Annotated in this window: 25 protein-coding genes; 13 read left to right on the forward strand and 12 right to left on the reverse strand. The window is 65.3% G+C overall.

Features of this window, described 5'->3' with window-relative positions:
• Positions 1-108 precede the first annotated feature (108 nt).
• Positions 109-606, forward strand: a complete 498-nt coding sequence (locus CV102_RS01235) for a LabA-like NYN domain-containing protein (protein ID WP_148856009.1) — start codon at positions 109-111, stop codon at positions 604-606.
• A 17-nt stretch (positions 607-623) separates the two neighbouring features.
• Here the strand turns inward: CV102_RS01235 and CV102_RS25700 are convergent, their stop codons facing one another.
• Positions 624-800, reverse strand: coding sequence for a hypothetical protein (locus CV102_RS25700; RefSeq protein WP_187432833.1), 177 nt, complete (start codon positions 798-800; stop codon positions 624-626).
• Between the two features lie 154 nt (positions 801-954).
• On the opposite strand from CV102_RS25700, the gene CV102_RS01240 reads away from it, so the two are divergent.
• The 3 genes from CV102_RS01240 to CV102_RS01250 all read left to right on the forward strand — a co-directional run bounded on the left by CV102_RS01240 (position 955) and on the right by CV102_RS01250 (position 2,989).
• Complete coding sequence (locus CV102_RS01240; protein ID WP_148856011.1) at positions 955-1,443, forward strand: PUA domain-containing protein; 489 nt, start codon at positions 955-957, stop codon at positions 1,441-1,443.
• Between the two features lie 414 nt (positions 1,444-1,857).
• Positions 1,858-2,247: a nascent polypeptide-associated complex protein gene (locus tag CV102_RS26505; RefSeq protein WP_148856013.1), complete on the forward strand. Its 390-nt coding sequence runs from the start codon at positions 1,858-1,860 to the stop codon at positions 2,245-2,247.
• A 7-nt stretch (positions 2,248-2,254) separates the two neighbouring features.
• Positions 2,255-2,989, forward strand: coding sequence for a methyltransferase domain-containing protein (locus tag CV102_RS01250; protein WP_233710607.1), 735 nt, complete (start codon positions 2,255-2,257; stop codon positions 2,987-2,989).
• 111 nt (positions 2,990-3,100) lie between these two features.
• On the opposite strand, the gene CV102_RS01255 is transcribed toward CV102_RS01250, so the two are convergent.
• The gene (locus tag CV102_RS01255) at positions 3,101-3,409 is read right to left on the reverse strand and encodes a transcription factor S (protein ID WP_148856017.1); all 309 of its coding nucleotides are present in this window, start codon (positions 3,407-3,409) and stop codon (positions 3,101-3,103) included.
• Positions 3,410-3,505: 96 nt separating this feature from the next.
• Complete coding sequence (locus CV102_RS01260; protein WP_148856019.1) at positions 3,506-3,763, reverse strand: DUF5789 family protein; 258 nt, start codon at positions 3,761-3,763, stop codon at positions 3,506-3,508.
• A 115-nt stretch (positions 3,764-3,878) separates the two neighbouring features.
• On the opposite strand from CV102_RS01260, the gene CV102_RS01265 reads away from it, so the two are divergent.
• The gene (locus CV102_RS01265; RefSeq protein WP_148856021.1) at positions 3,879-5,201 is read left to right on the forward strand and encodes an MFS transporter; all 1,323 of its coding nucleotides are present in this window, start codon (positions 3,879-3,881) and stop codon (positions 5,199-5,201) included.
• A gap of 138 nt (positions 5,202-5,339) precedes the next feature.
• On the opposite strand, the gene CV102_RS01270 is transcribed toward CV102_RS01265, so the two are convergent.
• Positions 5,340-5,729, reverse strand: a complete 390-nt coding sequence (locus CV102_RS01270) for a hypothetical protein (protein WP_148856023.1) — start codon at positions 5,727-5,729, stop codon at positions 5,340-5,342.
• A gap of 373 nt (positions 5,730-6,102) precedes the next feature.
• Here CV102_RS01270 and CV102_RS01275 point away from each other — a divergent pair, with 373 nt between their 5' ends.
• Positions 6,103-6,603 carry a DUF5797 family protein gene (locus tag CV102_RS01275; protein ID WP_148856025.1) on the forward strand — a complete coding sequence of 167 codons (501 nt, stop codon included), beginning with the start codon at positions 6,103-6,105 and terminating at the stop codon, positions 6,601-6,603.
• 30 nt (positions 6,604-6,633) lie between these two features.
• Here the strand turns inward: CV102_RS01275 and CV102_RS01280 are convergent, their stop codons facing one another.
• Both CV102_RS01280 and CV102_RS01285 read right to left on the reverse strand, forming a co-directional pair.
• Entirely contained in the window at positions 6,634-7,683 is a 1,050-nt protein-coding gene (locus CV102_RS01280; protein ID WP_148856027.1) for a DUF5787 family protein, read from the reverse strand.
• Positions 7,684-7,821: 138 nt separating this feature from the next.
• Positions 7,822-8,262 carry a bis(5'-nucleosyl)-tetraphosphatase gene (locus CV102_RS01285; RefSeq protein ID WP_148856029.1) on the reverse strand — a complete coding sequence of 147 codons (441 nt, stop codon included), beginning with the start codon at positions 8,260-8,262 and terminating at the stop codon, positions 7,822-7,824.
• 110 nt (positions 8,263-8,372) lie between these two features.
• Between CV102_RS01285 and CV102_RS01290 the strand changes: the two genes are divergently transcribed.
• The 3 genes from CV102_RS01290 (at position 8,373) to CV102_RS01300 (ending at position 10,456) form a co-directional block, all read left to right on the forward strand.
• A complete protein-coding gene (locus CV102_RS01290) occupies positions 8,373-8,711 on the forward strand; it encodes an uS10/mL48 family ribosomal protein (RefSeq protein WP_148856030.1) in 339 nt (112 codons plus the stop codon).
• Between the two features lie 116 nt (positions 8,712-8,827).
• On the forward strand, positions 8,828-9,133 hold the full coding sequence (locus tag CV102_RS01295) for a DUF302 domain-containing protein (RefSeq protein ID WP_233710608.1): 306 nt from the start codon (positions 8,828-8,830) through the stop codon (positions 9,131-9,133).
• Between the two features lie 48 nt (positions 9,134-9,181).
• Positions 9,182-10,456 carry an amidohydrolase gene (locus CV102_RS01300; RefSeq protein WP_148856033.1) on the forward strand — a complete coding sequence of 425 codons (1,275 nt, stop codon included), beginning with the start codon at positions 9,182-9,184 and terminating at the stop codon, positions 10,454-10,456.
• A gap of 86 nt (positions 10,457-10,542) precedes the next feature.
• Here the strand turns inward: CV102_RS01300 and CV102_RS01305 are convergent, their stop codons facing one another.
• Positions 10,543-11,400, reverse strand: a complete 858-nt coding sequence (locus CV102_RS01305; protein ID WP_148856034.1) for a DUF4397 domain-containing protein — start codon at positions 11,398-11,400, stop codon at positions 10,543-10,545.
• A gap of 131 nt (positions 11,401-11,531) precedes the next feature.
• Positions 11,532-12,938: a geranylgeranyl reductase family protein gene (locus CV102_RS01310; protein WP_148856035.1), complete on the reverse strand. Its 1,407-nt coding sequence runs from the start codon at positions 12,936-12,938 to the stop codon at positions 11,532-11,534.
• A gap of 183 nt (positions 12,939-13,121) precedes the next feature.
• On the opposite strand from CV102_RS01310, the gene CV102_RS01315 reads away from it, so the two are divergent.
• The 3 genes from CV102_RS01315 to CV102_RS01325 all read left to right on the forward strand — a co-directional run bounded on the left by CV102_RS01315 (position 13,122) and on the right by CV102_RS01325 (position 15,296).
• The gene (locus CV102_RS01315; RefSeq protein WP_148856036.1) at positions 13,122-13,457 is read left to right on the forward strand and encodes a 2Fe-2S iron-sulfur cluster-binding protein; all 336 of its coding nucleotides are present in this window, start codon (positions 13,122-13,124) and stop codon (positions 13,455-13,457) included.
• 106 nt (positions 13,458-13,563) lie between these two features.
• On the forward strand, positions 13,564-14,691 hold the full coding sequence (locus CV102_RS01320; protein ID WP_148856037.1) for a DUF3179 domain-containing protein: 1,128 nt from the start codon (positions 13,564-13,566) through the stop codon (positions 14,689-14,691).
• A 5-nt stretch (positions 14,692-14,696) separates the two neighbouring features.
• Positions 14,697-15,296: a hypothetical protein gene (locus CV102_RS01325; RefSeq protein WP_148856038.1), complete on the forward strand. Its 600-nt coding sequence runs from the start codon at positions 14,697-14,699 to the stop codon at positions 15,294-15,296.
• Positions 15,297-15,327: 31 nt separating this feature from the next.
• Here CV102_RS01325 and ftsZ read toward each other — a convergent pair whose 3' ends face one another.
• From ftsZ to CV102_RS01345, 4 genes are all read right to left on the reverse strand, one after another.
• The gene (ftsZ, locus tag CV102_RS01330; RefSeq protein ID WP_148856039.1) at positions 15,328-16,482 is read right to left on the reverse strand and encodes a cell division protein FtsZ; all 1,155 of its coding nucleotides are present in this window, start codon (positions 16,480-16,482) and stop codon (positions 15,328-15,330) included.
• Between the two features lie 157 nt (positions 16,483-16,639).
• Entirely contained in the window at positions 16,640-17,959 is a 1,320-nt protein-coding gene (locus CV102_RS01335) for a D-aminoacyl-tRNA deacylase (protein ID WP_148856040.1), read from the reverse strand.
• 68 nt (positions 17,960-18,027) lie between these two features.
• Positions 18,028-18,495 (reverse strand): NUDIX hydrolase, encoded by a 468-nt coding sequence (locus CV102_RS01340; RefSeq protein ID WP_148856041.1) that lies wholly within the window; start codon positions 18,493-18,495, stop codon positions 18,028-18,030.
• A 76-nt stretch (positions 18,496-18,571) separates the two neighbouring features.
• On the reverse strand, positions 18,572-19,504 hold the full coding sequence (locus CV102_RS01345; RefSeq protein ID WP_148856042.1) for a calcium/sodium antiporter: 933 nt from the start codon (positions 19,502-19,504) through the stop codon (positions 18,572-18,574).
• 217 nt (positions 19,505-19,721) lie between these two features.
• Between CV102_RS01345 and CV102_RS01350 the strand changes: the two genes are divergently transcribed.
• Positions 19,722-20,525 carry a shikimate dehydrogenase gene (locus CV102_RS01350; protein WP_148856530.1) on the forward strand — a complete coding sequence of 268 codons (804 nt, stop codon included), beginning with the start codon at positions 19,722-19,724 and terminating at the stop codon, positions 20,523-20,525.
• Positions 20,526-20,567: the final 42 nt, after the last annotated feature.

Consider the following 20,567-nt stretch of genomic DNA (forward strand, 5'->3'; position numbering starts at 1 on the left):
ACCGCGGTTTGGTTTCGTTCTTCGCGTTCGGTCCACCGTAGTCCGACGGTTGGCGAGAAACCGTCCGTTGTGGGAAGGGTTTTCACGATCGCACGTTACGGATAGGATATGACCGAGATTCATCCGAATCAGCGCGTCGCCGTTCTCGTCGACGCGCAAAATCTCTATCACACGGCACAGAGTCTTCACAGCCGCAATATCGACTACTCCGCGCTACTCGAGAAGGCGGTCCAGGATCGCCAGCTTACGCGAGCCATCGCGTACGTCATCCGGGCCGAAGCACCCGACGAGGAGAGCTTCTTCGAGGCACTGGTCGACATCGGCTTCGAGACGAAGATCAAGGATATCAAGCGGTTCTCCGACGGAACGAAGAAGGCGGACTGGGACGTCGGAATGAGTCTCGACGCCGTCACGCTCGCCAATCACGTCGACACGGTCGTCCTCTGTACGGGCGACGGCGACTTCTCGAGACTCTGCTCGCACCTGCGCCACGAGGGTGTTCGCGTCGAAGTGATGGCGTTCGAGTCCTCGACCGCCGAGGAACTCATCGCCGAGGCGGATTCGTTCCTCGATCTCGAGGAACGCCACGAGACGTTCCTGCTCTGATTCTCTCGGACCGCTCCTTACTGCGACTGGGCTTCGCGAGCGACGCTGATGAGCCAGGCGCCCGTGCCGAGTACCAGCGCCGAACCTATCACCACGTATATGAGTCCGTACGATTCGAGCAGCGCGGGCCCAGCGAGCGTCAGGCTGCTCACTGCCAGTAGCGCCAGTCCAAGCGCAACCTGTCCAAGATCCATTCGACCGTTGAATACACAACGGACTATATAATATTCCTGATGACAGTCGTGGACGGCTGTCTGTCAGCACGACACAATCGGTCTCGAGAGCGCGTCGAAGGCCGTCGGACCACCAGTCGAAGGGCTTTCGACCCACCGCGGCAAACACCGGTCAATGAGCGACCCAGCCGACGGGAACGCGGGACTCTCGAGCCTTCGGACGATCGCAGATTACCAGTTCGGTGCCGGCGCGGGCGAGGCGCTCTTCCCACCCGAGGAGTCGCTGACGGTCAAACGCACCACGTCGGGACGACCCCAGCAGGTCCACGGCGAGACCGGCCGCCTCGTCTCTTTCGGTATCGACGGCCGGTTCACGCTCGGCATCGAGGGCGGGCGCCGACTGGACGCCGCCCTCGACTACCCGGCCTACCGCGTGGTCGTCGACGACGAGAGCGAACCGTTCGTCCGCGACGAGATGAACGTCTTTGCGAAGTTCGTCCTCGAGGCCGGCGCGGAGATCCGGCCGGGCGACGAGGTGGTGGTCGTCCACGAGCGCGGCGAGGTGCTGGCGGTCGGGACGGCGGAACTCGACGCTGCAGCGATCGAAGACTTCGAGACGGGGATGGCGGTGAGCGTGCGCGAAGGAGTGCCCGCGGAGAACTGACGGTTTATCAAATCGCTCTCCGTCTGGCGCTGTGGCCGGGAGCGTGGCTCGAGCGCTGCGAGAGCCGCGTTCCCCGGGGAAGAGCAGGCTACTCACCGACCCTGACCACGAGCGAACGAAGTGAGCGAGTGGGCCGACGACCGACCCGGAGTGAGGGTTACGCGGCGCTATGCGCCGCGTATAGACGAGCGGTGAAACCGCGAGTCACCGAACGGAAAGGAGGAAGGGGTGTTTTCGTGAACGGAGTGAACGAAGGCTCGGAAGCCGCAGCCCACGTAGCGAACGAAGTGAGCGAGTCGGAACGTCTTCCGGTGCTTTTGATCAACCGTTTACCGAGGGACGCCGCGCTGTGCGGCGAAGCCGCCAGCGCGGCAGACCGCAGAGTAAAAGGTTGCGGGTGGCGATGTACCGGGTATGTTTGGAGGAGGCGGCGGAATGAACCCGCGCAAGATGGAACAGATGATGGAACAGATGGGGATCGACGTCGAGGACGTCGAGGCCGAAGAGGTAATCATCCGCACCGACGAGTTCGACCTCGTCTTCGACGACGCCGAAGTCACGAAGATGGACGCTCGAGGCCAGGAGACCTACCAGATCATCGGCTCGCCGGAGCAGGTCGAATCCGGTGCGGCGGGCGGTTCCGCCGCCGGCGATGCCGGCGCCGATGAGGAGAGCGGGTCCGCGATTCCCGACGACGACATCGAAATCGTCGCCACCCGGACGGGTGTCAGCGAGGACGAGGCCCGCGAGGCCCTCGAGGACAACGACGGCGACCTCGCCGCTGCAGTCGAGGCCCTCGAGTGACACACGCGTGACTGTCCCGGTCCTGCTGGTTCGCGACGACCGCGAGTACCTCGTCGAACCCGGCGAGGAGATGGGAACCGACCTCGGCGTGCTCGAGGTGCCCGACGACGTCGAACCGGGAGCGACGCTCGAGACCCATCTCGGGAACGAGTTCCAGGTGCGACGGCTTCGGGGACCGGACCTCTTTCACCACTTCGAGCGCACGGGCGCGCCGATGGTACCCCGTGATATCGGCCTGGTGATCGGCGAGACCGGTATCTCGCGGGGAGACCGCGTGCTCGACACCGGCACCGGAACGGGCGTCCTCTCGGCGTTGATGGCCCGCGCCGGCGCGTCGGTGGTCAGCTACGAGCGCGACCCCGAGTTCGCCGACGTGGCTCGAGAGAACATGAAACTGGGCGGCGTCGCCGACGCCGTCGACGTCCGGACGGGGGATCTCACCGAGGAGGTCGACTCCCTCGAGCCGTCGTCGTTCGACGTCCTCACCCTCGATACGGGTGATGCACCGTCCGTGGTAGCACACGCACCCGAACTGCTGGTCGACGGCGGTTACGTCGCGGTCTACAGTCCGTTCATCGAGTCGACCAGGGAGGTCGTCGAGACCGCTCGAGAGGTCGACCTGTCGAACGTCTGGACGCGGGAGACGATCCAGCGCGAGATGCAGTTCGACGACCGGGGCACCCGGCCGTCGACGGCACCCGTCGGACACACGGGATACCTAACGATCGCTCGGAACGAGTAGCAGTGCTCTCGCTTCGAACCAGAATTTTTGAGCGAAATGTTGCCGAGCGTCAGCGAAACGGGTACCGCTATCGGTAGCGCCCGTTTGGCCGGAGCGCAGCGCAAAATCTCGTTAGTTATCGTCTTCGCGCCACTTGTACTCACACTCGGTGCAGATGAAGAATCGCGTTTCGGACTCGTCGGCGGCCCGAATCTGTTTCATATACCAGTAGGCGCGGTCGTTGCCGCACTCGGGACACTGTGCGTTGGTTTCGGGAAGCGACGTTTCCCCGGAGGATTCGATGACCTCGCTCGCTTCCTGGTCTTCGGTTACCGTGTACTGAGAGGCGTCGCCCTTCGGTTTCGTAAAGCCGCAACTGCCACACTCCCACGTACCGTCTTCGGCTTTCATCATCGAACCGCAGTCGTCGCAAAATTCCATCGTTACCCGGGATACGTCGGTCGAGCGACTTAAGCGACCCGTTTGGGGCCGTCGCCGTCCCGGTGGTGGGCTCGTTCCACGACCGGGTGTGGACGGCTATCCTTCGCCCTCGGACTGGTACGGCTCGCCGACGGCCTCCCGCGGCAACACGTTGTGTAGTTCCGACTCGAGGTCGGCGGGGGACTCGAAGTTATCCCTCTCGCTGCGCTCGAGTAGCTCTCCGAGATTCCGTTCCCCGTCGGCGAGTAAGAGCGTGACGTCGTCGAGTTCGCTCGCCGCGTCGTCGGTATCGATCGGATACTCGAGGCTTTCGAACGTCGCGTCGATTCGGCTGAGTTTTACCTCCGGGCTCATACGACAGGGGAGGATGGCCGAGGTCTTGTAATGCAGTTCAGGCGAAACGGACCGTCCTGTCCCCCAGGATTTCGATTCGAAACGATAATCGGGATGGGTCACGCAGTCCGATCCGATGCGGCGTCTCGTTCGATGGGTACTGGCACGATTTTTCGGCCTCGTTCGGCTGCTACTCGCGCAGTTTGCCGTCGACAGACGGGTGCTCGCGCTCGCGTTCGCTCGGATGGCCGACGGAATCGGCAACTCCTTTCTGATCATCGTCATCCCGCTCTACGTCGCCGACGACGTCGTCGGCGGAGTGACGTTCGGACTCGGCGAAGCGATGATCATCGGGATCATCCTCTCGCTGTTCGGGTTCCTCAACAGCTCGTTTCAACCCCTCACCGGCCGGTTTTCGGATCGAACGGGGAAACGAAAGCAGTTCATCCTGGTCGGCCTCGGCGGCCTCGCGATTACGAACCTGGCCTACCTGTTCGCCGAGACGTACGCGTCGCTGCTGGTTATCCGCGGACTGCAGGGCATCAGCGTCGCCTTCATCATCCCCACGTCGGTCGCGCTGGTCAACGAACTCGCGACGACCGGTGACCGGGGCGGAAACATGGGCGTCTACAACACGTTCCGTCTGGTCGGGTTCGGCGCCGGACCCGTCGCTGCCGGCGGAATCGTCAGTGCCGGCCCCTACTCCCTTCCTGTCGGCTGGACGATCAGCGGCTTCGACGCAGCCTTCTACATCGCGGCGATCACGGCGGTGATCAGCTACCTGCTGGTGACGGTGCTGATCACGGATCCCGAGTCGACGGAGGCGAACGCCGCCGCGGACCTCTCGATCGACGTCTTCGATCCCACGGGGCGGAACCTGCTCGATCCGATCTTCACGCTGGGAGTCGTCTCGCTGCTCATGGCGACGGCGATCGCCCTCTTCGCGACGATCCAGCCACAGGTCAACGATCACCTGGAACAGGGGGCGACCTGGTTCGGCCTCCAGTTTGCGGCGTTCATCATCGCACAGATCGTGTTACAGACGCCGATCGGGCGGGCCTGCGATCTGTACGGACGGCGTCCGTTCATCGTGCTGGGAATGGTGATCCTGGTCCCGTCGACGCTCGCCCAGGGGCTGGTCACGACCTCAGAAACCATGTTCCTGGCCCGACTCGTACAGGGAATCGCCGGCGCGATGGTGTTCGCCCCGGCGCTGGCGCTGGCGGGCGACCTCGCGGGCGAGGGCGAGTCCGGATCGAAGCTCTCGGTGCTCACGATGGCCTTCGGCTTTGGAATCGCGATCGGCCCCCTCTCCTCCGGCGCGCTGATCAGCTACGGGTTCGTGGTACCGTTCGCCTTCGGGACCGTGCTCGCAGCGTTCGGCGCGGTGCTCGTCTACACGCAGGTCGAAGAGACCCTCGAGACCACGGCGTCGGTGCCGGTCGTCGGCGACGACTAGCTCCCGATCCTGCCCCTCTCGCTGCTCGGCGGTATCAGATCGATGTATACAATGGCGGGCAACAACGGATGTCCGAGAACGGTCACAGTGATTCGAAACGGCAGGGTGTGAGGTCGTGGTGTCGACTACGGCCGTCGATCAGAGATCGACGATGTCGTCGAAGAGTCCGTCAGGGATGACCTCATCCATATCCGGTTCGTCCATATCCGGTTCGTCCATATCCGGTCCGTCCGTTTCAGGCTCGTCTATTTCGGGCTGCTCCTCCAGTACGTCCTCGGGCACGAGGTCGTCTTCGTCGATTACATCTCCATCACCGACGGTCTCGTTCGGATCGTCAGGGGCGGCCGTGTCGCCACCCGCGTCGTCATCGATTTCGATTACCTCCTCTTCGTTCTGCTCGATCACCTCTTCGCTCACTTCTTCGGTCGTCTGGTCGTCGAACCCTGTTTCTCCCGGTTCTCCCACCTCTGCGGCCGCGCCGATACCGGCACTCAGCGCGAGGAGACCGACAGCGACCACCGCAATCATCACTGTTCGTCGGTACGTCCGGAACTGACGTCTTGTACGATTGGTCATTGGTTTTTGCCCGCGGCGGGCAACGATGTGCCAATCGTGCTCACGATAAATCGAAGCAATCGTTCAGTGATCAAAAAACCCATTTAACAGATGAAACCGAGGCATATCGAGGGCGCAGCAGCCGACTCGGATAGCGGATTTCGATCTGTGTCCGATTGTTCGAAAGTAGATATTTCCACCCTGCGTAATTCGGAACCGTCCGTGGCTAGTCGCCGCCTGTCGTTCGCTCACCACGATCCACCGAGAAATTATCGACCTCCCGAACGACCTCGTGGAAGCCGACGGGACGCAACGCAAAAGTACCGGATCCGCATAGCTCTCGACGATGACGCTCTCGGACGAGGCCAGAGACCGGTTGGCCGACGTGGTGGAACTACAGCCGACGAAAAATTCCGAGCTTCAGGACCGGTGGGAACTGGAAAGCGGCAGCGAGGTCCACCAGTACCTGGAGAACGAACTCGGGGACTACTACTTCCGGGACGACAACAGCCTGATCCGCGCGACCGCGGAGGCGGCGGACCTCGTCGATGTCGAACCGGGAATCGAGAGCGATCCGGATGAAGGGACCCCCTCGCGGATTCGCGTTCCCGAGTTACAGGCACAGATCGTCGAGATTCTCGCCGGCCCCGACGAGGAGTCGGAAAGCGTCGTTTCGGTGTTACACAAGCTCCGGGATGCCTACGACGTCGATCCCGACTCCGAGGACGTCCGCTCGAGCCTCCAGAGTCTTCGCCGCAAAGGCGTCGTCGAGATCGAGTACCGAACGGTTCCCACGTTCCGGTTGGCCGTCGAGCGCGACGACCTCGAGGTCGACGTCTCTGACTGAGACCAGTCGCGGCGGTTTTCTGAGACCGTCTTACAGCCCGGGCCGGCGTCGCCGGCGACGGTCCTCGAGCAACTGTTTGCTTCGTTTTCCGGGTCCCCCCTCGATCGGCCAGCCGCGGGTCCGCCAGACCGGCGGCTCCGGCTCGAACGCGGGACAGGAGCCGGAACACTCCGCGGCCGTCTGGCAGCACTCCTTGGACTCGCAGTAGGGCCGCAACTGGATCCCGTCGGTTCCGCGCAGCGCGAAGTGGCGACAGTCGGGCCGCATCGTGTCGACGAACGAGCGCCAGCCGCGCTCGTACGCCCGCTCGGCGATCCGAAGCCGCATCTCGGCCTTTTCGGCGGGGTCGACGTACTCGAACCGGGCGGCAGATCCGTCCCTGGTTCCGCCGTCCGGTCGCTCGAGGATTCGCGTTCCCGGCTCGTCGACTGCGAGCGAGCGCGGATACCAGGAGACGTCAGCGGCGAGCGTCTCGGGGTCGAGTGCGAGCACGCCGGCCTCGACCGGCAGGTCCTCGAAGAGTACCGGTTCGACGCGCTCACCGGTCTCCCGGCTGGCGACCCAGACTTCGTCGGCGAGCGCGAGCGCGACGTCGTACTCGAGTTGGGTTCCCAGGTTTCGGGCGGCGCTCGCGTCGAGGTCCGGCTTGTTCTCGATGGCGACGATGCGGTCGACCCAGTTCGGATAGGGCCATTTCCGCCGGATCTCGATGCGGTTGCCGTTCTTTCGGGTCTCGAGGGCGCCGCGGTCGTCGGCGCGATGGATCGCCTCGCGGACGTATCGCCACGGGTAGCCGGGGTGGGGAAGCGCGTCGCGGTAGTACGCCCATTCGGCGGGGGCGTTCCGAACGACGTGTAACAGGTCGCTATCGAGTCGCTTCGGGCCGAAGTTCGCGCGCTGCTCGAAGGCCTCGCGGTCGCACTCGAGGACGATCGTGTCCCAGCGCCGGCGTTTCGTGCCGAGCTGGCGGGCGACGACGATTGCACGGTCGGTCCCGTCGTCGGCGGGGGGCCACGCGCGCTCCGCCCAGCGACAGGTGCGAAGCTCGAAGGAGAACTCGCTGTCGTCCGGGTGGATCATTACCGGTCGTACGGAGATAGACGATAAGTGCGCTGTGGTCCGTCGTCGAGCGCGCCGAGCACGTCGGGCGCTGTCCGCGAGGTGGCCGACGCTCTCGGTGGATCGAACGCACCGCGGTCGTCGAGTGCGGGTCGTCGGTTACTCCTCGTCCTCGTCGTCCTCGATCTCGTCGATGAACTCGTGTGCTTCCTCCAGGATCTCTCGCGGTCCGTCCTGCGTGACGGTGTTTACCGCCTGCTCGTAATCGCGCCACTGGAGGTCACGATGTTCGTTCGACAGCTCTGCGCTCGCCTCGAACGACCGGGCGATAAAGAGGTGAACGGTCTTGTGGATCGTCTTGCCGTTCGCCTCGAAGACGTAGTCGTAGTCGTCTCGAAAGCCGTCGAGTAGTCGGAACTGCTCGATACCTGCCTCTTCCTTTATTTCGCGGATCGCCGTCTGCTGTAGCTCTTCATCTCCTTCGACACCGCCCTTCGGAAACTCCCAGTCGCCCGGGCGGCTCTTGAGTAGAAGATACTCGCGCCGGCCCCGCGTATCGCGGAAGAGGATCGCGCCTGCGCTCGTAGCTTCGACTGCCATTACCTTGAGTAACGGGCGGGACGTTAAGAGAATATCGGACTGTTCGTTCGACGTAGACGTGTCTCAGCAGGTTTTTACACGCCGGCCGTCGACGGTTGCACAACACAGCCATGACCTTCGTTACCCGCCTCACGCTCCAGAGCGGCGATAGAGCCGCGCTCGATGGTATCGTCGACGATATCAAATCCTCCGCCGAGCGGAAAGGGGCCGCGCTGAAAGGTCCACACTCCCGTCCGCCGGAGAAACTGACCGTCCCTCAGCACGCCCGCCTGCACGGCGACGACGAGCGACGGTTCTCCTCCTGGGAGTACACGGTCTTCACGCGCGAACTCGAGATCCACGGCCACGACAATCTCGCGCGGAATATCGCCTCGCAGAACTTCCCCGACTCGGTCCACATCGAGGCCGAGGTGGAGCAGATCCACGGCGCGGGACGAAATCGGAACTGAGTTCGGACAGTTTCCTCGACCGATCGACGAACAACTCGAGAGCCGATCCGGCACCGTTTGGCGATTTCGAGACGACGGTCGCTCGCCTCGAGGACGAACTCGAGCAGCGAGAGCTGGTGCTCGTCACGACCGTCGATCACGCCGCAAACGCCGCGGAGGTCGGCGAACAGCTCCCGCCGACGACGCTGTTTCTGTTCGGGAATCCCGAGGTCGGGACGCCACTGATGCAGGCGAGCCGATCGGTCGGGATCGATCTCCCCCAGAAGTTCCTCCTCTGGGAGGACGACGGGGAGGTGTTCGTCACGTACAACGATCCGCAGTTTCTCGCCGATCGACACGACCTCGAGGGCGTCGACGAACAACTCGAGAGGATCACAGGGACACTCGAAGAGCTGGCGACGGCGATCACACGGGCGGAGTAAGGCCCGATCTTCGATAGCACTTTTTAGCGTCCCCGACGACCCAACGGTATGACCGACGAGACACTCGTTTCGCTGCGTCGCGACCTGCACCGGAAACCGGAACCCGCCTGGCGCGAGTTTTACACCACCGCACGGATCGTCGAAGAACTCGAGTCTCGCGTGGATCTCGACGAACTCCACGTCGGCCGGGACGCGATCGCCGCCGAACACCGGATGGGCGTGCCCGACGAGGCCGAACTGACCGCCTGGTACGAGCAGGCCTGCGAGTACGACGTCGACGAATCCGTCCTCGAATCGCTCGATGGCGGCTACACGGGTGCCGTCGCCGTTCTCGAGAGGGGCGACGGGCCGACCGTCGGTCTCCGCGTCGACATCGACGGCCTGCCGCGAGCCGAAGCCGACGACGGCGACCACGCCCCCGTAGCGGAGGGGTTCCGCTCGGAGCACGAGGGCGCGATGCACGCCTGCGGCCACGACGCCCACGCGACGATCGGCATCGGCGCGCTCGAGGCCGTCGCCGAGAGCGACTTCTCGGGGACGCTGAAGGTGTTCTTCCAGCCCGCAGAGGAGGTCGTCGGCGGCGGAAAGTCGATGGCGAAGAGCGACCATCTCCAGGACGTCGACCACCTGCTCGCGCTCCACATCGGTCTGGATCACCCGACCGGAGAGGTCGTCGCGGGCATCGACGGCTTTCTGGCGGTGCGCCACCTCGAGGCCACCTTCACGGGCGAACCCGCCCACGCGGGCGGCCACCCGGAACAGGGACGCAACGCCGTCCAGGCGATGGCGACGGCGGTCCAGAACTGCTACGCCATCCCGCGTCACAGCGACGGCGCGACCCGCATCAACGCGGGCGTCGTCGAGGGCGGGAGCGCGGCGAACGTCATCCCCGAGGAGGCCCGCATCGTCGCCGAGGTGCGAGGCGAGACGACCGAACTGATGGAGTACATGCACGAGAAGGCCGAGCGCGTGTTTCGCTCCGCGGCCGAGATGCACGACTGCGAGGTCGAGACCGAGATCGGTGCCGCCGCGCCGAGCGCGACGAGCGATCAGGAACTCGTCGATATCGTCGCCGACGTCGCGGACGGCGTCGCCGGCGTGGAGAACATCCTCGAGCGCGACGAACTCGGCGGCAGCGAGGACGCGACGTTCCTGATGCGAGAGGTCCAGCAAAACGGCGGTACCGCCTGCTACGTCGGCGTCGGCACCGACCACCCCGGCGGCCACCACACCTCGACGTTCGACGTCGACGAGGAGAGCATCGGTCACGGCATCGAGATGGTTGCCGGTGCTATCGAGGAAATCAGCCGCAAACAGCCGTAGCGAGTCGGTACTCGCCGGGAAGTTGAGACACAAAGAATACGTGGGGTTCCGTCCGGAGTCTCCGTTACGACGGGGGCCGTGACGTTTCAGTAGCCGTCGTCGTGGTCGTCGTCAGTATCGCAGCCATCCTCGTTTTTCCGGTCGTCGTCGTAGCCGCCGTCACCCTCGGCGTCCAGGACGACCTCGAGGTCGAACGGCTCGTCGGCGGGCGCGGCGTCGGGCTCGAGGTAGCCGACGGCGAACGCCGTGTAGACGTTGCCGGCGCCCGGGCTGACGTCGAACTCGGCGACGACGTCGCCGTCGTTGCACTCCGTCGCGGGCCGCACCTCGAGGGTGTAGTCGCCAGCGGGGACCTCGATCGCGCCGGCGTCGCCGAACGCGACGTCCTCGAACAGTACCATCTCGCCGTCCTCGACGGTGACGTCGACGGCCGGCGCGTCGGGCGAGGCGTGAACGAGTCGAACCCGCGCATCCTCGCCGGGGTCGCTCAGGTCGTCCTCGAGCACTGCCGGCGCGAAGGGCTGGTTCTCCCCGGCGAGTTCGCCGAGCGCCGCGATCGTGAACGCGCCCTCGGCGAGTTCGAGGTCCTCGTCGAAGACCACGGTATCCGGATCCTCGGTTGCGGAGATCGCGACGTTCGCGGTTCCGACGGGCAACTCGAGGTAGTCGCTCACCGCGCGGAAGGGAACGTCCTCGAGGACGGCGTCGCCGTCGACGGCGACGTCGACGTTCGGCGCGTCCGGGGAGAGGTGGGCCGCTCGGACGCGAGCCAGTTCGTCCGGCTGTTCGTTGTGTTCGTCGTCCGCGTAGTCGTCGTGGTCGTCGTAGTCATCCTCGTCACCACCGTGGTCGTCGGTCGCGGCACCGAAACTGGCGGCGACCAGTCCAGCGCCCGTCGCTCCGATCAGAGTCAGTGTGCGTCGGCGGGTGTGTCCTTGGGACATAGACACATATTCGACGCTGGCAGAATTGGGAACTGTCCCTAACAGTGTAAGATTGGACGTCGAACGTCGCGCGACGAACGCGGGACCGAATCGGTCGAAAGCGCGCTCCTCGAGGGGTAATAAGTCGTTATTCAGTACTTCGGATCCGCGCCGGTCGTCTCGTAGACGGCATCCATCAGATCGTCGCGTCGGTCCTGCCAGCTACCGAGCGCGCCGGGGTGGGACGGGTAGTTCTCGTAGTGGTCGAGGAGGTCGTCTGCCCGCCGTTTCGTCTGGTAGAGGTTCCAGATGGTGCCCCAGTGGCCGCGACTCTTGAACAGGGCCTCGGCCTTGAGCTTCGTGCCGATATCCGTACTGCCGGAGTAGAGCGCCTCGGCGAGTTTGTCGCCGGGCATCGCGGCGAGCAGCCCCATCAGGTCGTCGACGTCGACGGCCGTCGAGAGGATGTTGTAGACGTCCAGTGCGGCGTACCGGGCGCCGAAGTGCTCCATCACCTGCTGGTTGTACTCCCAGAGGGTGGCCTCGCCGCAGTCGCCCGTTTCGACGGCCTCGATCGCCTGCTCGGCGGCGTACTTGCCGGCGTAGGCGGCGCCGGCGATGCCGCCGCCCGTCGTGGGGTTGACGTGGCCCGCGGCGTCGCCGACGGCCATGTAGCCGGGATGGACGGCGGAATCGTACGGTCGCCGCGTCGGAAGCGCGGCGCCGAGTTTGTCCTCCACCTCGGCACCGTCGAACTCCGCACGGTTCTCGAGGTCGCGCTTGAGATCCTCGACGAGTTCCATCGGCTCCTCGGTCATCTGGAAGCCGAGTCCGGCGTTGATCTCCGTCTCCGTGCGCGGGAAGTACCAGAGGTAGCCCGCCGCGCGCTCGGTCGGCTTGAAGACGAGCGCGTCGGACCACTCGACCGGCTCGTCGACGTGGACGATCTCGCGGTAGGCCGAACAGAAGTGGGTGTAGTCGACGTTCGTGTCGAACGTCGACCCCGAGAAGTCGACGTGGTCCTGGAGCACCGACAGCGAGCCGGCCGCGTCGATGACGATGTCGGCCTCGTACTCGAGCGGCTCTCCCTTTCGCATCGCCGTAACGCCGGTCACCTGACCGTCGTCGGCCTGGGTGACGTCCTGGACGACGGTGTCGTAGTGGATGTCGGCCCCAGCTTCGTCGGCCCCCTCGATGAGAAGTTTGCCGTACTCCCAGCGGTCGATGACCGCGAGCTCCCCGGGAACGGGGATCTCGAGGACGGTATCTTCCTGTGGAATCTCGAACCGGCCGTGGTCGACGCCGGTGTTGGTGAAGGCGGGTTCGATCTTCGACTTGGGGATCGACTCGGGGAAGGCGTCCGCACCCTTCAACGCGTCCCCGCAGGCGATGTGTCCCGCTTCCTCCTCGGACTTTCGCTCGAGGATGACGGCGTCGTGTCCCTCGCGTGCAACGGTCGCTGCGGCGTAACAGCCTGCGGTCCCGGCGCCGACGACGACCACGTCGGGTGATCGAGTCTCGGGCGTCGCGGCGGTGGCCGACTGTTCCTGCGTACTCATATCGATAATGTGTATTCCGCGGTAAGAAAACGTTTTATGAGCACTCCGGCGATCCGTCGGCGACGAACGTCCGGCTGATGCCGGACGTCCGGGGTGTGCGGGGTCGGCCTCGGGTAGCTTCGTCGGAACTGTCTCGAGCGATTGTAATAAAGAGTTTTGGTGGGGTCTTTCGTATCGTCCCGTATGACAGAGTACACCGTCGAGTTCGTCGGCACGGGCGAGACGATCACCTGCACGGACAAGGAGACGATCCTCAGCCGCTGTCTCGAGGAGGGCATCGCACAGGAGTACTCCTGCCGCGTCGGGATGTGTCTGGCCTGCTCAGCCGAAATTCTCGAGGGGGAGGTCACCCAGCCGGCGGCTCGCGGGCTCACCGAAAAGGAAGCGGAGAACTACGCGCTCACCTGCATGGCGCGCCCGCAGTCGGACCTCAAACTCGACCGAGGAAAGTATCCGCCGAGCATCGAGGGCGACCTCGAGGCGGACACCGGAAGCGAACCGACGCCGGCGGACGACTGAGTCTCGAACGGCGAGAGCAGCGAGAGCGACGGAATCGATTCGGCGGTCGTGCGTCGGTCACACACGTCCACAGTACGGCTTCACTCGTCGCCGGCGTACGGACGATATGAACTGGACGCGGCGCGGGGTGCTCGCGGCGACGGTGTCGGTCTCGCTCGCGGGCTGTCTCGGCGACTCGGACGGGATCGGTCCGTACGAACCCGAGGGCGGGTCCGAAGACGTGACAGTGGAACCGATGACCGCGTCGCCGGACGAGACGGCCGTCTCGGAGACGGCACTCCCCATCGCGGACGAACAACTGCCGGTCAGCTACCCGCTCGAGACGCTTCGCGATGCGGTCGTCGACGGCGGCGTCCCTCAGGACGGCATCCCTTCGATCGACGATCCGGCGTTCGAACCCGTCGCAGACGTCGACGACCGGTTCCGCGAGGACGATCCCGTCTTCGGCGTCGTCCGGGAGGGCGAGGCGCGGGCCTACCCGCAGTCGATCCTCGTCCACCACGAGATCGTCAACGACGAGATCGGCGGCGAGTCGGTCGCCGTCACCTACTGTCCGCTGACGGGGACCGCGATGGGGTTCGAGCGGGGCGGCGTCGAGTTCGGCGTCTCCGGGAATCTGGTGAACAGCAACCTCATCATGTACGATCGGGAGGGCGAGAGTATGTGGCCCCAGATGCTCGGGACGGCGATCGAGGGTCCGCTCGAGGCGGCCTCGCTCCGGGAGTTCCCCGTCCACTGGAACACCTGGAACGACTGGCGAGCGGCCTACCCGGACTCGACGGTGCTCACCGAGGACACCGGGTACGTCAGAGACTACGGCGACGATCCCTACGGAATGTACAACCCGGTCAGCGGCTACTACCGCGAGGACAGCGACCCGATCTTCGAGCCGCTACGAAGCGACGACCGCGAACCGCCAAAGCGGATGGTCCTCGGCGCCCGTCCGCCGGAGGGACCGCTCTCGATCGACCTCGAGACGCTTCGAGACGAGCGGCTGCTCGAGATCGAGCACGAAGATGCGACGCTGCTCGCCGTTCACGACCGCTCGCTCGACCTCGGCTTCCTCTACCGGAACCCGTCGGAGGAGACGTTCGTACTCGAAGAGGATCGGATCGTCGACGAGAACGACGACGCGTACGCTCCCGACGACGTTCCACTCGAGCGGGTGTACGCGTACGACGCGATGTGGTTCGCGTGGACGGGGTTCTACCCCGAGACGACGCACTTCGGGTGATCGCGATGGCGGAATCCAGCACCGCGTCGGGCCGGTGGCGACGCGCGGTTCGGCGACGGATACGGGATACGAGCCGAGCCGTCGGCCTCGCCGTCGGGCGGTTCGACGCCCTCGCGATCACCGCCCTCGTCGCCGTGGGCTACCTCGCCGGCTACCTCTGGGCGGCGAATCTCCTCTCGGTCCGGAGCGGTCTCGGCGTCTCCGTGACGGTCGTCGACGAACCGCTGGTGCGAATGCTCGAACGAACCGGCCAGTTGCAGTTCGAACCCGTCGCGCTGGTCGACCTGTGGCTCGTGCGACTGCTGGTCTCTCCCATCGACGTCCTCGTGGGGGTGGTGCTCGCGGGACTCGTCGGACTCAACCTCGCCCTCGCGTACCTCGCACTCGTCCAGCCGCGGTCCTGCGGGATCGGCGCGGGTGCCGGCGCGGCCGCGTCCCTTCCGGCCCTCCTCTCGGGAACCGCCTGCTGTGCACCAGTGATCGTCATCGCGCTCGGGGTGCAGGTGAGCGGGACCGTGCTGACCGTCCTCCCCTGGCTGTTACCACTCGGAGTGGTGCTGTTGCTCGGCAGTCTCGTCTACGTCGGCGGACTCGTCGAAACGTAAGTGACCAGAACAGCCGATCCGTGTCGACCCGTCAGTCGACGAAGTCGATGTCGTCGCCCTGGGCCGCGCGCTCGGGCTGGACCGCTTCTCCCTCTCCGTTGCCGTAGATCTGTGGCGACTCGACGCCCGTCACGACGATCATCGTCCGCATACTGCCCTCGAGGGTCTCGTCGATCGAGGTCCCCCAGATGATGCGGGCGTCGGGGTCGATCCGGTCGTAGATCTCTTCGACGACGCCCTCCGCCTCCTCGATGGACATGTCGTTGCCACCGGTAACGTTGACCAGCGCGGAACTCGCGCCGGAGATGTCGACGTCGAGCAGCGGCGATCGGAGGGCGGTCTTGACGGAGTCTTCGGCCTTGGCCTCCGAGTCGGACTCGCCGAGACCGATCATGGCGACGCCGCCGCGTTCCATCACGGTGCGAACGTCGGCGAAGTCGAGGTTGACGAGGCCGGGTTTCGTGATCAGTTCCGTGATCCCTTTGACCGAGCGCATCAGCACCTCGTCGCTCACTTTGAACGCCTGGCGGACGGGAAGTTTGCCGACCGAGTCGAGCAGGCGATCGTTCGGGACGACGATGACGGTGTCGGAGACGTCACGAAGCCGCTCGAGACCGGCTTCGGCGTTCGTCCGGCGGACCTCTCCCTCGGCGGTGAACGGCGTAGTAACGATCGAGATCGTGAGTGCACCGGACTCGCGGGCCGCCTTCGCGACGACGGGCGCGGATCCGGTACCGGTGCCACCGCCGAGACCGGCCGTGACGAAGACCATATCGGAGCCGTCGATCGCGTCGTAGATGTCCTCCTGGCTCTCGAGGGCAGCCTCTTCACCGACCTGGGGGAGCGAACCGGCGCCGCGGCCGCCGGTCTTGTCCTCGCCCATCAGAATCTTGGTGTCGGCCTCGATCTCCACGAGGTGTTGAACGTCCGTGTTCGCGGCGACGAGTTTCGCGCCGTGGATTCCCTCCTCGTGCATCCGGTTGATCGTGTTTCCGCCGGCACCCCCGCAGCCGACGACCGTGATGTCTGTCTGGAGATCCTGCAGAACGTCTTCCAGTTCGTCGTCCGTCATCGTCCCTGTGTTGGTGTCCGATCCGTCCGCGGTCGACGGGCCGGACCCCGACTCGGGAACCTCCCCCTCCGCGTTTTCGGCCTCGTCGATCGCATCTTCGATGAGAGAGTCCATTCCTGGCCCTGACTAGTAGATGGAGCGTAATTACCTTTCCCCTACACGTCAGACTTCTGGCTGACTGGTAAGGAGATCTTACCTATCACGAACGGTGAATCGAAAATCCCGCAATAGCGGACGGGAATGAGACAATTACTGTTCGCTTTCGATTCAGTCAGATCGGGAACCGATGCGTCCGCTCGCGGTGAACTGTTTCGGGTTTGATGGTTTCGCCGTTGACGGTGACGGACTCACCGGAGGTGAGCGCACCGAACTTCGGCCCCTCGGGAATACCGAGCGTCCGGGCGCGTTCCGGATCGAAGGCCAGTTCCTCGACGACGACGGCGTCGTCCTCAACCGTCACCGACTCGTACTTCGTCTCGAGGACGGCAGCTACCTCCTCGACGATCCGGTGCCGACTCTCGGACTCCGGGACCGCGGCTCGCGCGCCGACGCGACTTCCGCTGTTCTCGGTCTCGAACGCGACGCTGCGGTGCTCGACGATCTCGCGAACCCGGGCAGGGTCGATCCCCTCTGCCGTCTCGAGCAGTTCCGTCGGGAGGTCGACGACCGAAAACGACGACTCGGATCGGTCGCCGAATCGGACGCCGCCCTCGATCGTCCCCAGTCTCGACTCGACGGCGTCGACGAGTTCGAGAGAGCGGTCGCCGACTTCGCGCAGCCAGGTCTCGCCGACGATCCGGCAGTCGAGGTCGGCCAGCGTCTCCTCGAGCACCGGCCACTCCCCGTCGAGCATCGCGACGTCGGCCCGACTCGCCGCGAACGCCTGCTCGAGGACCTCCCGATGGCTCTCGGGATGGCCCATCGCCTCGAGCGCCCAGTCGGCGGCGATGTGGCCGACTGCCCACGGCGTCTCCCGGACGATCCGTTCGAATCGCGGGACGTAGTGGTTGCCGCCGAAGCCGACGAACTGCCCGGGGCCGTGGGGGTCGACGTCGCGGAGTTCGAGTACGGCACGCGCGACGGCGTCCGCGCCGCCGGGGTCGTCCCACTGCTCGTCGCCGCTGCCGAGTTCGGCGAACAGTGACGGACAGCCGACGTCGCTCGGGCCGTGGTGGGTACACTCCATGCCGACCTCGTACTCGTCGGGCGCGTACTCCTCGAAGGCCTCGAGCAGGCGACCCAGGGCGTTCGGACACGCCTCGGCGAGCGTATCGTCTTCACCGCCGAACTCCGCCGGCCCGAAGCTTCCCGTGAAGTGGCCCGTGAGCAGGGCGCCGGTGTCGCCCGAGTGGCGGGACGCGAACACGAGCAGATCGGGATCGCAGTCGAACGCCGCGGCCGGGCGCTCGAGTTCGAGATGTAAATCGTCGAACGAACGGAGTTCGGCGTTCTCGAGTCGGTAGTAGGTGCCGCCGCCGTCGGCGTCGGGGCGAGTGTCGTCCTCGCGGGCCGTCCAGTCGGCGCGCTCGCGGAGGTGGTCGCAGATGTGGACGGACGCGCGGTCGGCACGGCTCTCGACGATTGCGATCACGAGTCGAGTGTCGGTTGCGGCGCCTCGAATACCCTCCGTTTTCGGCCGTTCGGGCCGCGGGTTGAGAATCAGTCGGAGGCGATCGGCTGCTCCGGCGCGGGGGCTTCAGTCGAGAGTTGCTGCGCGTAGTCGTCGAGATCCAGTGCGAACTCTCGGTGAGTCGTCGGGTCGACCCACTCGAACTCGAACTCGGCGCCGTGCTCCTCGCCGCCGTCGGTGAGTACGTGGGTCCACTCGTCGCGCGGTTCGTGAACGGTCGCGTGGAAGAAGTGGCGAACGTACCGCTTCGGTGGCGACTGGCGACGCGTCCAGACGTCCGTCGTGACGTGTCGCGCGCCGTGGAGGTTCTCGAGTCCGCTCTCCTCTCTCACCTCGCGGAATAGCCCCTCTCGAGGGGACTCGCCCGTCTCGAGCGTCCCCTTCGGAATCTGCAGTCCGTCGTGGCCTGGTCCCTCGAAGACGAGCAACTCGCCCGTTTGTCGCGTGATGTACGCACAGGCCTTGTGTACGTACGTCACGTTCTCTGTTTCGTTCATAACCATACCTATCACGTGTTTCAGGTAAAGCCCTCTCCCAAAGTAATTGGGTCGAGATCGAGCACTACCTCGCCGATCAGGGCAACAACAGGAAGACGAAAACGACGTAGCTGGCGACGAGCGCGGCTCCATCGAGGCGGGACAGTCGTCTGCCGTATCCCATCATCGCGACCAGTACGACGGTGAAGACGACCAGCACCGGCAGTTCGAACCGGAGCGTGCTCGGGGCGATCCGGATCGGCGTGATCAGTGCGACGATGCCCAGCACCGCGAGGACGTTGTAGATATTCGAACCGACGACGTTTCCGATCGCGAACCCCGTCTCGCCTCGGATGGCGCCGACGACCGAAGCCGCCAGCTCCGGCAGCGAGGTACCGAGCGCGAGCACGGTGAGTCCGACGAACAGTTCGGAGAAGCCGAGTTCCAGCAGAAGTCCGGAGCCGCCGGCGACGAGCCAGCGCGACCCGAGGACCAGCGCCAGGAGTCCGCCGGCGACGAGCGCGACGTCGCGGGGTTCGATGCCGTTCCCACCCGCGGGAGTGTCCGCCACCGGAGCCGGATCTGCGCTGACGTAGTAGAGTAGGTACGCCGTGAAGCCGCCGAGGGCGAGCAGGAAGAGCGCCCCCTCGAGACGACCGATCGTCCCGTTCGCACCGAAGGCGACGAGCAGGATCGCCGCGAACACCATGAACGGAACGTGTCGCTTCATAACCGTCTCGCTGACCGAAAGCGGCTTGATGAGGGCCGAAACCCCCAGGACGAGCCCGATGTTCGCGATGTTCGAGCCGATAACCGCACCCAGCCCGATATCCGTCGAGACGTCGAGCGCACCGATGGTCGCGACGAACAGTTCCGGCGCGGTCGTCGCGAACGCGATCACAGTTACACCGACGGTCGCCGCCCGGAGGCCGATTCCGAGCGCGAGCCGGCCGGCGCCGGCGACGAGCAACTCCGCGCCGGCGTAGAGGGCGACGATCCCGGCCGCGAGCAAAAGGAGATCCGAGAGCATAGGACGCGGTACTCGAGAAGGATGTATAAGCGGCGCGAAGTACGCGAACGGGTGATGAGACAGTATCGCGGATCGGGACTGGTATCGATGCCGGCGCGGGCAGCCGACGACTGACGCTGCTGCCCGGCTCAATTCGAGCGTGGAGACGCCCTCGAGCCACCGCGTCGCCGAAGCCACACCGATTATGACCCCGCCGGATCGAGTATCGGACATGACGATGAAGGTCTTCGGACTGCTCGGAAATCCCGTCGGTCACTCGCTCTCGCCGCCGATGCACGAGGCGGCCTACGACGAGCTCGGGCTCGAGGCGCGCTACGTCACCTTCGAACCGGAGCCGGCGGAGATCGCAGACGCGATCCACGGCGCCGACGCGCTCGGCGTTTGCGGGCTGAACGTGACGATCCCGTTCAAGCAGGACGCTCTCGAGATCGTCGACGCGGACGAGCTAGCGAGTCGGATCGGCGCGGTGAACACCGTCGATTTCGGAGGGGAGGGACCGCCGACCGGCCACAACACCGACGCTGGCGGCGCGCTGCGCGCGCTCCGCGATCACGGCGTCGATCTCGAGGGCGCACGCGCGGTGGTCGTCGGTGCCGGCGGCGCCGGCCGAGCGATCTCGTTCGGGCTCGCCGACGCGGGTGCGGCGGTGTCGATTGCGAACCGGACCGAGTCGACGGCCCAGGAACTCGCCGACGAGGTACCCGGCGCGTCCGGCCAGGGGCTTGACGGACTCGCAGACCTGCTCGCGGACGCCGACGTGCTGGTCAACGCGACGAGCGTCGGGATGGAGGAGGACGCTACGCCGGTTCCGGCCGACGCGCTCCACGGCGACCTCGCCGTGATGGACGCCGTCTATCGTCCGCTCGAGACGCGCCTGTTACGCGATGCGGCCGCAGTCGGAGCGACGACCGTCGACGGCGCGTGGATGTTGCTCTATCAGGGTGTCGAGGCGTTCGAACTGTGGACGGATCGCGAGGCACCGGTCGCGACGATGAACGAGGCGCTCCGGTCGCGGCTCTGAAGCGTCTCTGTGGAACGCTGCTCGTGCTGGTATCAGGCGAAT

Source organism: Natronococcus pandeyae (assembly GCF_008122205.1).
GTDB lineage: Archaea > Halobacteriota > Halobacteria > Halobacteriales > Natrialbaceae > Natronococcus > Natronococcus pandeyae.

What these genes read in the sequence shown, in the direction of transcription:
- CV102_RS01345 (WP_148856042.1), bottom strand. Translation starts at nt 19,504, where the DNA reads ATGCTCTCGGATCTCCTTTTGCTCGCGGCCGGGATCGTCGCCCTCTAC.
- CV102_RS25700 (WP_187432833.1), bottom strand. Translation starts at nt 800, where the DNA reads ATGGATCTTGGACAGGTTGCGCTTGGACTGGCGCTACTGGCAGTGAGC.
- CV102_RS01275 (WP_148856025.1), top strand. Translation starts at nt 6,103, where the DNA reads ATGACGCTCTCGGACGAGGCCAGAGACCGGTTGGCCGACGTGGTGGAA.
- CV102_RS01240 (WP_148856011.1), top strand. Translation starts at nt 955, where the DNA reads ATGAGCGACCCAGCCGACGGGAACGCGGGACTCTCGAGCCTTCGGACG.
- CV102_RS01260 (WP_148856019.1), bottom strand. Translation starts at nt 3,763, where the DNA reads ATGAGCCCGGAGGTAAAACTCAGCCGAATCGACGCGACGTTCGAAAGC.
- CV102_RS01325 (WP_148856038.1), top strand. Translation starts at nt 14,697, where the DNA reads ATGGCGGAATCCAGCACCGCGTCGGGCCGGTGGCGACGCGCGGTTCGG.
- CV102_RS01300 (WP_148856033.1), top strand. Translation starts at nt 9,182, where the DNA reads ATGACCGACGAGACACTCGTTTCGCTGCGTCGCGACCTGCACCGGAAA.
- CV102_RS01310 (WP_148856035.1), bottom strand. Translation starts at nt 12,938, where the DNA reads ATGAGTACGCAGGAACAGTCGGCCACCGCCGCGACGCCCGAGACTCGA.
- CV102_RS01235 (WP_148856009.1), top strand. Translation starts at nt 109, where the DNA reads ATGACCGAGATTCATCCGAATCAGCGCGTCGCCGTTCTCGTCGACGCG.
- CV102_RS01350 (WP_148856530.1), top strand. Translation starts at nt 19,722, where the DNA reads ATGAAGGTCTTCGGACTGCTCGGAAATCCCGTCGGTCACTCGCTCTCG.
- CV102_RS01280 (WP_148856027.1), bottom strand. Translation starts at nt 7,683, where the DNA reads ATGATCCACCCGGACGACAGCGAGTTCTCCTTCGAGCTTCGCACCTGT.
- CV102_RS01305 (WP_148856034.1), bottom strand. Translation starts at nt 11,400, where the DNA reads ATGTCCCAAGGACACACCCGCCGACGCACACTGACTCTGATCGGAGCG.
- CV102_RS01270 (WP_148856023.1), bottom strand. Translation starts at nt 5,729, where the DNA reads ATGATTGCGGTGGTCGCTGTCGGTCTCCTCGCGCTGAGTGCCGGTATC.
- ftsZ (WP_148856039.1), bottom strand. Translation starts at nt 16,482, where the DNA reads ATGGACTCTCTCATCGAAGATGCGATCGACGAGGCCGAAAACGCGGAG.
- CV102_RS01315 (WP_148856036.1), top strand. Translation starts at nt 13,122, where the DNA reads ATGACAGAGTACACCGTCGAGTTCGTCGGCACGGGCGAGACGATCACC.
- CV102_RS26505 (WP_148856013.1), top strand. Translation starts at nt 1,858, where the DNA reads ATGTTTGGAGGAGGCGGCGGAATGAACCCGCGCAAGATGGAACAGATG.
- CV102_RS01285 (WP_148856029.1), bottom strand. Translation starts at nt 8,262, where the DNA reads ATGGCAGTCGAAGCTACGAGCGCAGGCGCGATCCTCTTCCGCGATACG.
- CV102_RS01320 (WP_148856037.1), top strand. Translation starts at nt 13,564, where the DNA reads ATGAACTGGACGCGGCGCGGGGTGCTCGCGGCGACGGTGTCGGTCTCG.
- CV102_RS01265 (WP_148856021.1), top strand. Translation starts at nt 3,879, where the DNA reads ATGCGGCGTCTCGTTCGATGGGTACTGGCACGATTTTTCGGCCTCGTT.
- CV102_RS01290 (WP_148856030.1), top strand. Translation starts at nt 8,373, where the DNA reads ATGACCTTCGTTACCCGCCTCACGCTCCAGAGCGGCGATAGAGCCGCG.
- CV102_RS01255 (WP_148856017.1), bottom strand. Translation starts at nt 3,409, where the DNA reads ATGGAATTTTGCGACGACTGCGGTTCGATGATGAAAGCCGAAGACGGT.
- CV102_RS01340 (WP_148856041.1), bottom strand. Translation starts at nt 18,495, where the DNA reads ATGAACGAAACAGAGAACGTGACGTACGTACACAAGGCCTGTGCGTAC.